Genomic DNA, 12,260 nt, shown 5'->3' with positions numbered 1-12,260 from the left:
ACCATGACGAAAAGGCAGTCCGATGATTCGTAAGACCGCCGAATAACAAGAGACTATTTTTTTATTGAGGAAGCCGCTGAATGAATCTGTTCATGAGCAAAGAAAGAGAAATCAAGATGGGAGGGTCGTCCGGATGAGGCACATGAAGAGTAACTTGCTGATGAGGGACGATCGTAGTTGGTGTGACAATGATTGGTTTCTTGGATCGTGTGCGCAATGTCTCGTACGGCAAGAGAAAATCCATCGCCTGCATGCCCCAGGCAACAGACGTCGCCATCAAGTAATACGTGCCCGGCTTGACATTGGTAAAACAAAAATTGCCTAGTGAGGGCAGCAATGTTCCGTATAAAGGAAGACCTTCTGGAATCGGCTTGGCAAACAATCCAATCAAAATGACGCCTTGAAAAGGCTCTGTGGACTCGATTGTTCCTGCAATGGTCATCGGTCGCTCGGGGGCCGGATGTAACCGGGTCCACTCTGTCAGCTGCTGCAAGGAACGGAGGCGGTCTTCCGCTAGCTGCGCCGTTTCTCGAAATTCGCTAGGCGATACCCCGACACGCTCTGTAAAACGGGTGGAGAACGTCCCCAAGCTCTGCTGACCAATTTCCAGACCGATGTCGCGAACACTCATATTCGTGCGTAGCAGTAAATCCTTTGCCCTTTGGAGTCGCATGGTCGATACGTAATAAAGTGGCGGGAGCCCGATTCTTTCTTTAAAAATCCGCGCAAAATGATACTGACTATACGCAACATGATTCGCCAGCCGGGAAAGTGGTAAAGGCTCGTCTAAATGCCGATGTATATAAGCAATCACTTCGTCAATTTCCGTATACCTGTCCATCAATCGAGCCGCTCCCTCCTTCTTCTGCACAGCCAAAGACAGAACGTTTGTTCTGAAATAAAATTTACCATATTTTTCTCATCGATGGAAGGAGTAATTTGCATCACTTACGCTTTCGTTTTCTGCAACCGGATTTCGTTCAGAAACGCTTGCATCGTGTTCGTTACAAATGAATCTTTTCGGCGAATAAAAACGGTTGTCACCTCATGATAAGGCTCCGGGATGCGATGGATATGAACCGTTCCGCTCTCGACCAAGTGGTGTACTGCCGACTTCGGCAAAATGGTAATGCCAATCCCCGCTGCTACGCCCCCGATAATGGTCTCAAACGTTCCGAACTCCATCACTTTTTTCGGAATCAAGCCCTCTACCTTCATCCAGGTCTCTAACCGTTCCCGATACCCGCACCCCTTTTTGTAGAGCAAAAGAGCTTTCCCTGTGATATCACTGGCAGTGAAGGAACTGTTTTTCGTTACCAACACCAGCTCCTCTTGAAACACTTGCTCCTGCTCGATCAAAGGATGGTTGATCGGTCCACTCACGAACGCTCCATCCAGCGCGAGATCCAGCACTTTTTGCAGCAAATTCTCCGTTACCCCAGCCTTGAGTGAAATATCGACATGGGGATACTGGCTGCAATACGAGGATAACAACCCCGGAAGGCCATTAATCGTCTCAACCATCCCGACTTCCAACACCCCGGACGGCTCAGACGCCCGATGAAAGTACTTTTGCATTTCTTCGAATTTGGCGATGATCTCTCGCGAATATTCAAGCAGGCGCTTCCCTTCTGTATTTAAGGTCATGCCTCGCTTGTTGCGATAAAACAAAGGTGTCCCCAGCTCTTTTTCCAGCAGCTTGATCCGCGCCGTCACATTCGACTGAACGTAGCTCAGCTCGGCTGCGGTCTTGCTCACGCTACCCAAAGTGGCAACCATCTGAAATATTTTCAAATCATTGATCTCCACGTTTCTCTCCCTCCTTTCATCTATCACTGAAAATGATACATAAAGTTATTATCAATCATTATACTAACATATTTTCATCCAGTATGATGTGGGAAGTCAACTTTGTCAGCTTCAGATTGAAAAGGAGAAATCGCATAATGAACAAGCAACTACTTTTGGGGTCTATTTTCTGCATGGTCGCCAGTATGTCATGGGGGGCGATGTTTCCGGTTGCGCACATCGCACTGCAAGAGATCGATCCATTTTACTTCTCATTTCTTCGCTATTTTTTCGTAACGATTATTTTGTGCGGTTTGCTCTGGGCAAAAGAAGGCTTGTCTGCGTTTCGTTGGGAGGGGCGCGGGAAGTCTCTGCTGTTTTTTGGAACAATGGCGTTTACCGTCTACAATATGGGAGTATTTCTCGGGCAGGATTTGATGGGAGAGCCAGGCACGATTGCAGCGTCCATTATGGAAGTGCTCATGCCGATGATTTCGATTGTCCTTTTGTCCATTACGACTAGAAAGCTGCCGCCTTACTATACGTTGGCGACGATTCTGGTAGCTTTGGTCGGCGCTGTCCTTGTTATTACGAATGGCAATCTTACCTTCTTTACTACAGCAAGTGAGCATTTGATCCCGTTGTTCTTCATTTTCATCGGTGTCGTGGGTTGGGTCGTTTACTCGATCGGCGGCGGGCGTTTTAGCACGTGGTCTACACTTCGCTACTCCACGTTGACGTGTCTCTTGGGAACAGGAGTGAATTTCGTGATTGTCACGACTGCCTCCCTCTTTCAATGGCTTCCGGTTCCTACCGTCGAAACTGTGATGTCCATCAAGTACGAAATGGCGTTCATGGTTCTTTTACCCGGCTTTGTAGCTCTTCTGAGCTGGAATGCAGGCATTAAGCTGCTTACTCCGCTCAACGGCATTTTGTTTATCAACCTGGTTCCGATCACGACCTTTGCCATGATGGCGTTTCAAGGCTATGAGATCAGCCGTTATGAATTGTGCGGCACCTTGCTCGTGATCCTTGCCCTGATCGGGAACAACCACTTCCAAAGAAAGCAACTGCAATACCGTTCAGTCACCAAGCAACAACCGAGTGGAAGAAAAGTTCCGTCCATGTAGTCTAAAAAAGGAAGGATAGAAATTCAGGAAGCCCTGAATCTCTATCCTTTTTTTATCTCTACGGTCGCCGCTACCCCTGCGTGACAAGCATACATTTTTAACAGAAGTGATCCGAATATTGTCCGACTAGCACCTTCGTCGTTTCAATCCAGAGCTTCCGGTGCAAAATTGTCGGACCCAATCTTCTTTCCATAAACCGCAGCATTGGCTCGTTGTCATGCTCGACAAAGCACATGCCATAAGGAAACGTTGGCAGCGCCTGTTCAATCGTTTTCATCAACAGCGTAATTCCTCTTGCCTGCTTCTGATACTTTTCCTGGACGAACATCGTTTTGTACAAAAGCAGATTACCAGCCATTCGCTGTACGATCACCCAGCCAATGACTTTCCCCTGATAGCGCAAGCCTGTACTGTAATCGGGATCGAATTTTCCTTCTTCAAAAAACGGAGACAATAGCGACGTGTACCATTGCCCTTCTCCCTGTTCAATTTCCAGTCGCTCTGCTGGTGTCAGGTCTTTCCAAGGAAAGAGGGTAAAATCTTCGGGGAGCGTCAGCCTCTCCACCCACTGGCACTCACCCAGCCGCATTGAGCCGAGTGTGTACATATAGGTTTTGACCTTTGGCAACTGCCAGCCTTCCCTGATCGCTATTTTGGAGAGCCATGAAAAATCTTGTGCTTTGATGAAGCCAGCGAACTGACCATCGCTGATGCCTTGCTCTCTCATCTTTTGCTCAGCGTGCCACAGCAGCTTCATGCCCATTCCCTGCCGTTGATGCCCCTCTGCTACAACAAGCTCGATGATCTTGGCCTGTCCCTCGTTTATAGCGGATCGCCCCAACACGATGCCCGCAGGCTGATTGTTATTAGAAGCCCCAAATCCCCAAACGGATGAGCTGTTGATCTGGTCCAGCCACTCCAAGTGCTTGGGGTGCACCAACGATTTATACGCCCGTGCAGTGCTAGCAGTCAGTTCCTCTAGTTGCAATGTTCGTACCTCCTCGATGGACTTTGGCTTATTCATTGCTTGGGTTTTACAGATGCTGTTGCTGTACCTTGTATGAGATTCCCGGCCTTATCCCTCATGAAGCCTGGTCCAAAGGAAACCTTGCTCTGTTCCGTGATGAGAGACCCGAACGTGGTGTAAAACGTATCCTGAAACGTTACGCGAATGGTGTTTCCCGACACCTGGAATTTGGCATACCCTGTTACCTCTCTCATGTCGTCAAAATTCCCGGAAGGTGAGAATAGCAACCTCAAATTGGGGTTCGGGTCATTACGAAGTGGTTCTGACGCCGACAATGTATAGGTTGTTCCCTCTTCAGTGACGTCTGGGGACAATTGTGGGTTAGTAGCATCAAACCCGACACCGATCTCCTCTGTATCCAGCAAATCTTGGCCGCGATACAGCTTGAACACTGCATAAGAGTTATCATCTTCTGTAACCGTTGGCTTGGCCTTGATCGTCACGCCATAATCTCCATGGTTCATTTCCAGTAAAGACCCGTCGACCTCGACTGTGATGTATTCCTTTTCATTGATCACAAAACGGTCCAACTGGTTGTCATATTTGTACGAGAGAGGCTGGTTTTTTACAGATACCTCAAGATATTCGCTTAATACCCTTTTATCCATTGCCGGCTCCCATTTGTCGGCAATCGTAACTTGACGCGTCTGAGTCGGAGCAATCGGCAGCTCGATCTTTGCATCTGGCAAACGTTCCATGCGTGGAATGTTGAACAACATTTGTGCTTTTGCCACATACGACATCCAGTGTGTTTTTTCTGGACTTTCACTCAGAAGCTCGACCTTGGAAGAGGCCGCATCGATCATTTCCTGAGTGACCTTGGGCCTCAGCTCGATCATATCATTCGTCGTATAAAGGCCCTCAACTGCCTGCTTCACTTCCTCCAGCAGATTGTTCCCTTGATCAAATAGCTCCTGTGCTTTTTGGATGTCCGCTAACAGCAATACCTTTGTCTCCGAACCATCTTTTAGTTTCGCCACTTTCGCCTTCGCTGCATCGATCGTGCTCTGTGTCACTTCCGGTTTTAGCGCTGTCTGGGTTTCATCGGTGAACAGGTCACGAACGGCTTTTTGGGCTTCCTCCAGCAAATTGTTCCCGTTATCTAAGAGTGTTTGAGCTTTCCCGATATCAGCAAGCAGACCTGACTTTTCCGATACACGATTGTCCAGCCCCTCGACCAGCTTTTTCGCATCATCGATCTGTTTCTGGGTCGTTCCTGCCCGTAGTTCTTCTTTCTTCCCATCCGTAAACAGCTCTTCGACTGCTCTCTTGGCTTTCAGAAGAGCGGGGATCGGCGGAGGATCGATTGGCGGCGGAATCACAATGACGGGTTCTTTGAATCGGATGGAAAAACTGTCACTCGTGACATCTTTCTGTGCACGCTTGATGTGTCGCTTGTCGATCGTGAAGCTGACCTCTTTCACATTGTCCGTAGCGGTATGCTTTTTGGCTTGTCCAATAAACAAAATGGTGAGCTCGTCGTCACTCTCTTGTTTAACCTCAATATCCAGCCCGTCAGGCAGATGATGTACCTCGATATCATCGGCAGACAGTTCACCAAGGAACTTGCCGTTAGACAGCTTGAGCGTTTGTTTTGCCGTGATGCTGCCATCATTTGCTCCTGCCTCTTCTATCACCGTCTCGCTGACAGAAAGCGCGGGCAAATCAGGCAGCTCGGCTCCATCTATGGCTATCTCAAAGACGGCTTCCGCATCGTCCATTTTTGCCGTAATTTCTACCAAACCTTCTTTCTTTGCTGTTACCTTGCCCTCAAAGTTGACGAATGCAATTCGTCTATTGCTAGAGCTCCAGAGCAGCTCCCGTCCAGAGACGATGCGATCATGATCATCCCAAGCAACCGCGACCAGTGTCAGCGTCTTGTCCGTTTTCTCTTCCGTAGACAACTCTGCATCTTTTGCCATCGCTACCAGCTCGATTCGCTCTGCTTTTGTCCCTTTCTCAGCGATCACGAATGGTTCAAATTCCTCTTCTTCGCCGTCATGCTGCAAGCGCAGGGAAACCGTCTGTTCTTTTTTCGCGGCACGAATCGGTGAAAAACTGAGCAAAACAAGCTGTTCTTCCTCTAGCCAGACGAAGCTTTTGATTTTGATCCAAATGGGATTTCGATCATCTATAGCGGACGTCAAACGGAAATCCTTTGCAGCAGGTGCTTTGTCGGGAGCTGTCTCCAATCGATAGGCAATAAAGCCGTTGGTCGCTGTATGCCCCTCTGACTCTAGCAAGGACTCCCATGACTGGTTCTCTTCTTCTACTACTTCTTCTGATGCCTCTCGTACTTCCTCATCTGTTTTGTCTTCTGCTACTGACGTGCTGGCTGTCCCGATTGTCTGGATTTCTTTAATCGGATAGGAAACGGCTGCATAGGCGTTGCCGACAAAAGAAAGCAAAAAACCAGTGGAAACAACGGCTGTCAGGATTGTTTTGGCTTTTGGCTGCTGTTTGCCCATATGTAAATACCCCCTCTTTTTCTTTTGTATGACAAAATCATGCAAACTAATGCTATCAGAGGAGGAAATGAAAAAAACCTAACAAAAGTTAGGTTTTTGACGTTCTTTTTTAGACGAGTAACAGATCGACAAAAGACGCTTGTTCCAGATTCCCGAAAAACTCCTGAAGATTGATGTCGGCGAGTCGCTCACTGACTGAGGAGCGGTCGTACGGCGTATCTCGCAGCACTGCTTCAAGCTCCGCCACATCACGTACACCGAAGAAATCTCCGTATATCTTCGCTTCTTTAATTTTGCCTTTCTCAATATCAAGCTGGATCTCCACGGTGCCGATATCGAAACGTTTGGATTGACGGTAATTGCTTTTCGGTGACTTGCCGTAGTTCCACTCCCAAGTCTGGTAACGGGAACGGGAAAGCTCGTGAATGTTCTCCCAATCCTTTTCAGTCAGTATGTATTCTTCGATCTCCCCTTCTCCAAAAATCGAACGGAGAATCGCCAGACGGAACTCTTCAATGGTCATCTTCGTCCCCAAAAACTCCGAGATGTTGGCGACGCGGCTGCGAATAGATTTGATCCCTTTCGACTGGATCTTCTCTGCGTTTACCTTTAGAGCAGACACGACGTTTTCCATTTCCGAATCAAAAAGCAGCGTTCCGTGGCTGAACATGCGTCCTTTGGTCGAATACTGCGCATTGCCAGAAATTTTCCGTTCCCCGACCTGTATGTCATTTCGTCCTGTCAGCTCTGCTTCTACCCCTAATGTTTTCAAGGCTTGTACCACAGGAGCCGTGAATTTGCGGAAATTGTGGAAGGACTCGCCGTCATCATTCGTAATAAAGCTGAAGTTGAGATTGCCCAGATCGTGATAAACAGCACCGCCTCCAGACAGTCTGCGAACGACGTGGATATTGTTTTCCTCTACATAAGCCGCATTAATCTCCTCAATTGTGTTCTGGTTTTTCCCGATAATAATAGAAGGTTCATTGATATAAAACAGCAAGTAGTCGTCACTGTTGGGCAAATGCTTCAGGGCGTACTCCTCAATCGCCAAATTGATGCGCGGATCTGTTATCCCTTGATTATCGATGAATTTCATTAGATAGCCCCCATCCGTAAGCGTTCTATCTTCCTATCATACCATTTCCTGCTGGTCTGCACTGCTTTCGAATCTGCTCATGTATGCGGCTACGTTTACTTATCTTATTTTTTTTGTAGTTTTTTTGAAAATCCTCTATAAAAACGTTTTCAAATTGTCGATAAAGGACGTAAGTCTAGGGCAATCATCTTGGTGTTTTCTTTTCTAGATGAAATACTATGGATCAACGAGGTGTTCTTTATGAAAACAGCCAAGTTCTCCCGTTCAAGCTCTCTACGTACCAAGCTCGTCCTGTTATGTCTCCTGCTATTGGCGCTTCCTTGCCTTAACATCGGAATTCAGGGCTATTATTCTGCAAGCTACAGCTTGGACGACTTGGGCAGCCGCATCTTAAAAAACAACGTGAACTTGACGATTGAAATGATTGATGTTCTCCAGAAACAGGTCGAAGCTGGGAAAATCAGCAAGGAAGATGCACAAGAGCAAGTAAAAATTCGCATCCTCGGGCCAAAGCAATCGGATGGAACCCGCTCGATTAACAAAAATATCGATTCCGGTGCCAGCGGGTACATGTTCGTTCTGGATGAGAAAGGTGTCATGCTCGCCTCTCCTTCTATTGAGGGGAAGAATCAATGGGATACAAAAGATCCTGACGGTGTCTTTTTTACCCAAGAAATGATAAAGCGCGGTCAGGAAGGTGGCGGCTTTACATACTATCAGTGGTCAAAGCCAGCGGAGCCAGATGTTCTCTATCCGAAAATCGCTTATTCCAAGCTAGACCCTCACTGGGGATGGATCGTAAGCGCAAGCAGCTACATGGAAGACTTCAATGCCCCTGCCGAAAGTGTACTGTCTGATTTGCTGATCGTGCTGGGACTCTCCTTGATCGTCGGATTCTTCGTCTCGTGGTATGCCTCCGGGTTCATTTCCAAGCCCATCTCCTTGGTTGCTGAGCGCGTGAAAGAAATTGCCGGTGGAGATCTGTCCGGGAAAGACATCGTGGTAAAAAATCGTGATGAAATCGGACAATTGGTACATGACGTGACCCATATGACAGATCATCTGCGCCAGCTCATCTCTCGTGTCCGCATCAGCTCTCTGCATGTTGCTTCTACCTCTGAGGAGCTGACAGCGAGTGCAGAACAGACGAGCAAGGCAACCGAGCAAATCGCCGTCACGATGCAAGAGATCGCCATCGGAGCAGAGGATCAGTCCAAAACGATCGATGGAACGGTCAAGACGATCAACGACATGTCCTCCCGTCTGCAACAAATTGCATCCAGTTCCGAACAAGTCTCTCTGACAGTCGATACAGCGAACATGCTGGTCTCAAGCGGCAATGAAGCAATTGGCGGTGCCATCGCTCAAATGAATTCCATCAACACGACTGTTCTCGAGTTGGCAGAATCAATCAAAATGCTTGGTCACCGCTCTTCGGAGATCAGCAATATTGTCGAGGTCATCACCTCGATTGCCGAACAAACGAACCTGTTGGCGCTAAACGCTGCGATCGAAGCGGCCCGTGCTGGAGAGCATGGACGTGGATTTGCTGTCGTCGCCAATGAAGTACGCATCTTGGCTGAGCAATCAGCAAAATCTACCCAGCAGATTAAAGACCTCATTAGCGCGATTCAAGTCGACACGAACAAAGCCGTATACGTGATGCAGACGACGACATCTGAGGTTTCGGCTGGAATCGAAGTCGTACATGAAGCCAGCAAGGCCTTCCAGGAAATTTTATCTGGAACGACAGAAGTAGCACGTCAGATTCAGCAAGTTACAACTGCTACTCATCACATGACAACCGGAGCGGAGCAAGCTGTCCATTCCATTGAAGCGATTGCCTCCACTGCGGAGACAACGGCTTTCGGAACACAAAACATTTCGGCTGCCGCTGAACAGCAATTAGCCTCTATGGAGGAAATTTCGTCCTCTGCTGCTTCCTTGTCAAAAATGGCGGACGAGCTGCATGAATCGATTCAGCAATTTAAGGTGTAACCATCATCTCTGAAACGAAAAAGGCTGCCTTTGCTGGTCACCCCTGACCTCGCAAACGCAGCCTTTTCGATTCAATAAAAGCCTCTTTAAGCCCGAGGCGGTTGCTCCGCTTCCCACGTAATCGAAATCGTCGTCCCCTGCCCGACGGCTGTTTTCACCTCGATTGAACCACCAAACGCTTCCACTAATGCTTTTGTAATGACCATCCCAAGGCCTGTGCCTTCCGTCCGGGACTCGGTGTCTGTGCCACGATAATACCTCTCAAATAGTCGATCAGCTGTTTCTTCATCCATCCCACTACCATTGTCGTTAAAAATAAGCACAGCTGTAGATGGCTGGACTGCCTGTACGCAGATGGACACAGTCGTACCGCTCTCGTTGTGAATCAAAGCATTGGCAACCAGATTATCCACGATACGCTGAAACCAAGGCTTGTAGACGAGTATGTAAACAGGTTCGGTAGAGGGGATAAAGCGGATGCAGCCTTCCGGATACAACGGATGTTTTGCTGCTTCCGTAATGGCTTCAGCTGTGCAAACATTCAGGTCAACGAGCTCGACTGTAGGGGCACCTTGTCCGTTCCTCAATCGATACGTCAGCGCCAAGTCGTTGATCAAGTCTTCCATATACGCTGACTTGTCCAAAATAATTTTGGCGAAAGCATGTACCTCATCTGTCGTCCACGTATACTCGGTATTTCCTAACAAATGCGCGTACCCTTTGACAGAGGACAGCGGCGTTTTCAGATCATGGGAAACGCCTGCGATCCACTCATTTCTCAATTGCTCCGTTTCTTGCCGAAGCTTTTCGTTGCGGTTAAGCGTTTGCGACAAGGAGTCCATCGAATCGATCACATCTTGGAAGATAAGGTATTTGCGCTTTTTCTTCCCTCGCTTGTCTTGGCTGAGCGGAACACCATCCGCATTGGCAGGCTCCTCGTACTTTCCTCCACGCAGAAAGGTCAGCCATCGTAAAACGTGAACAATCGGTGCGCCAAATCGCTGTCCGAACAAGTAGGACACAATCCCGAAGACGAACATTGCCGACAAGAGCAACATACCCATCCCGATGAAAAGGGCCTTACTTTCCGGTGTCAAAAGCGGCTCTTCCCCGGGAGTCGTTCCTGGCAACGGAAAACTGAGTACCCAGGTTTGACCGCTGTTTTGATCATAATGCGATACAATTGTTGCTCCGTAGCGATCCGGGTATACCGAGCGCAACGCCAGTTCTTCCACTGAGAAATCCTTGATCGCTTTTGCAGGCTTATTGAATGAAGCCAGCTCCGCTCCCTTCGGATCAAGGAGCTGCACCCAGCCCGATTTACTCTTCAGTTGATTTTGGATGCTTGGAGGAAGCATAATCTCGTGATTTTTATGTACAGCCTCCTTAATCACCTGCTGCAAGAAATCGTCATCGCGATTCGTCCTCCCATACAGCAAGGTGTGAACTACGCCGTCTTTCTCCTGTATCCATAACGATAGCTGATACGGAAACGGGCTTTTTCGGAGCCAATAAGCGGTTAATTGGCCGGGACCGTAGTAGCTGGGTACGTCAGCCGGGGTAAAGAAAGAGTCGGTGACATAACCCTTTTCATCAATCCGCTGAAGCCACCCACCGCTATCTCGCACCTGCTCCAGCAGCTTCGGGTCAAAACGGACATCCTCTCCCTCTACTTCAATGGTCTGGATCAACCGCTGCAAGCCGACACTCTCAAATTCACGTGAGGACTGTACTTTTGACATTTCTTCAAGCGTCCAATATAACGTAAACCCAGCAAGTACAAAGAGGATCAGGCCAACCAGCACCAGCCACATGATCAGATGGAGCGCAATTCTGCTCTTAATATTCATAAGGAATGCCCTTTTTCACCATTTTGTACCCGAGTCCCCTGACGTTCACCAAAAACTCCGGCTGCGCTGGATCGGGCTCGATACGCTCCCGAATCCGATGGATATGCACCATGATGGTGTTGTCGTCACGTAAGCTATTCACGCCCCACACTCGTTCGTACAGCTCGCTTTTCGAAAATATCCGATTCGGATTTTTGCACAAAAATAGCAACAGTTGAAAAACAAGGGACGGACAAGGAATAACTTTCCCCTCCACATAGAGCTCCCCTGCTGCTTCATAGACTTGAAAACGACCAAAATCATAGACCCCATAAACGGGTGCTGTCGGTACGGTCGGGTTCGTTTTGCGCGTACGGCGAAGCAATGCCTTGATGCGTGCGACGATTTCCATCGGGTTAAAGGGCTTCGTCACGTAATCATCCCCGCCAACGGCAAATCCGGTCAGCTTGTCAAAGTCGGTATCTCTCGCACTCAAGAACAAAATCGGCGCTTCCGTCAGACGGCGGATGAATGGACAAGCTTCTATGCCGCTCATGTTTGGAAGCGTTACGTCCAGGACGATCAGATCATAGCTTTTTCGTTCGCATGCACAGAGCGCCTCTTCGGATGTTTTCACCTTGTCGATTGAGTGGAACCCTTCTTTGTGCAGTACGGTCTCAAGCAATTGGAGAATGGCTTGTTCATCGTCCACGAGAAGGATAGCTGCATCTTTCACGATCACTTCGCTCCTTTTGCGCTTTTGCGTTATCCTCCATTTTATCATGCGTACTGTCATCACGCGCCCGCAACAACCTTAACGGAATCATAATTTTGCCGCGATCGATTTAAGCATCCTGTAAGCCAGCGTTTCATGTCCGATAAGAATGGCTTTCTATAATGGAGCTAGCGCTAGAAAAAGAT

At 48.3% G+C, this 12,260-nt stretch carries 9 protein-coding genes; 2 read left to right on the top strand and 7 right to left on the bottom strand.

Features of this window, described 5'->3' with window-relative positions; genetic code table 11:
- Positions 1-61: 61 nt before the first annotated feature.
- Together EL268_RS06150 and EL268_RS06145 are read right to left on the bottom strand one after the other, a co-directional pair.
- On the bottom strand, positions 62-841 hold the full coding sequence (locus EL268_RS06150; protein ID WP_106653852.1) for a helix-turn-helix domain-containing protein: 780 nt from the start codon (positions 839-841) through the stop codon (positions 62-64).
- A gap of 107 nt (positions 842-948) precedes the next feature.
- A complete protein-coding gene (locus tag EL268_RS06145; RefSeq protein WP_106653851.1) occupies positions 949-1,809 on the bottom strand; it encodes a LysR family transcriptional regulator in 861 nt (286 codons plus the stop codon).
- A 137-nt stretch (positions 1,810-1,946) separates the two neighbouring features.
- Here EL268_RS06145 and EL268_RS06140 point away from each other — a divergent pair, with 137 nt between their 5' ends.
- A complete protein-coding gene (locus EL268_RS06140) occupies positions 1,947-2,918 on the top strand; it encodes a DMT family transporter (RefSeq protein WP_106653850.1) in 972 nt (323 codons plus the stop codon).
- Positions 2,919-3,015: 97 nt separating this feature from the next.
- Here EL268_RS06140 and EL268_RS06135 read toward each other — a convergent pair whose 3' ends face one another.
- The 3 genes from EL268_RS06135 to EL268_RS06125 form a co-directional block, all read right to left on the bottom strand.
- Positions 3,016-3,906, bottom strand: a complete 891-nt coding sequence (locus EL268_RS06135; RefSeq protein WP_106653849.1) for a GNAT family N-acetyltransferase — start codon at positions 3,904-3,906, stop codon at positions 3,016-3,018.
- A gap of 32 nt (positions 3,907-3,938) precedes the next feature.
- Complete coding sequence (locus EL268_RS06130; protein ID WP_106653848.1) at positions 3,939-6,413, bottom strand: toxin Cry1Ac domain D-VI-related protein; 2,475 nt, start codon at positions 6,411-6,413, stop codon at positions 3,939-3,941.
- Between the two features lie 109 nt (positions 6,414-6,522).
- Positions 6,523-7,512 carry a lipoate--protein ligase gene (locus EL268_RS06125; protein WP_106653847.1) on the bottom strand — a complete coding sequence of 330 codons (990 nt, stop codon included), beginning with the start codon at positions 7,510-7,512 and terminating at the stop codon, positions 6,523-6,525.
- A 240-nt stretch (positions 7,513-7,752) separates the two neighbouring features.
- On the opposite strand from EL268_RS06125, the gene EL268_RS06120 reads away from it, so the two are divergent.
- Positions 7,753-9,510: a methyl-accepting chemotaxis protein gene (locus EL268_RS06120; protein WP_106653846.1), complete on the top strand. Its 1,758-nt coding sequence runs from the start codon at positions 7,753-7,755 to the stop codon at positions 9,508-9,510.
- An 86-nt stretch (positions 9,511-9,596) separates the two neighbouring features.
- On the opposite strand, the gene EL268_RS06115 is transcribed toward EL268_RS06120, so the two are convergent.
- Positions 9,597-11,360 (bottom strand): sensor histidine kinase, encoded by a 1,764-nt coding sequence (locus EL268_RS06115; RefSeq protein WP_106653845.1) that lies wholly within the window; start codon positions 11,358-11,360, stop codon positions 9,597-9,599.
- Positions 11,350-12,075, bottom strand: a complete 726-nt coding sequence (locus tag EL268_RS06110) for a response regulator transcription factor (RefSeq protein ID WP_106653844.1) — start codon at positions 12,073-12,075, stop codon at positions 11,350-11,352. The genes EL268_RS06115 and EL268_RS06110 overlap by 11 nt, the downstream gene beginning before the upstream one ends.
- Positions 12,076-12,260 lie beyond the last annotated feature (185 nt).

Source organism: Brevibacillus brevis (genome assembly GCF_900637055.1).
In the GTDB taxonomy this organism is placed as follows: domain Bacteria; phylum Bacillota; class Bacilli; order Brevibacillales; family Brevibacillaceae; genus Brevibacillus; species Brevibacillus brevis.
Note: the sequence above shows the minus strand (reverse complement) of the source record. Positions and strands in the feature narration are given on the sequence as shown.

Coding starts and splice junctions, on each gene's coding strand:
- EL268_RS06150 (WP_106653852.1), bottom strand. CDS start 841: ATGGACAGGTATACGGAAATTGACGAAGTGATTGCTTATATACATCGG.
- EL268_RS06140 (WP_106653850.1), top strand. CDS start 1,947: ATGAACAAGCAACTACTTTTGGGGTCTATTTTCTGCATGGTCGCCAGT.
- EL268_RS06130 (WP_106653848.1), bottom strand. CDS start 6,413: ATGGGCAAACAGCAGCCAAAAGCCAAAACAATCCTGACAGCCGTTGTT.
- EL268_RS06125 (WP_106653847.1), bottom strand. CDS start 7,512: ATGAAATTCATCGATAATCAAGGGATAACAGATCCGCGCATCAATTTG.
- EL268_RS06120 (WP_106653846.1), top strand. CDS start 7,753: ATGAAAACAGCCAAGTTCTCCCGTTCAAGCTCTCTACGTACCAAGCTC.
- EL268_RS06115 (WP_106653845.1), bottom strand. CDS start 11,360: ATGAATATTAAGAGCAGAATTGCGCTCCATCTGATCATGTGGCTGGTG.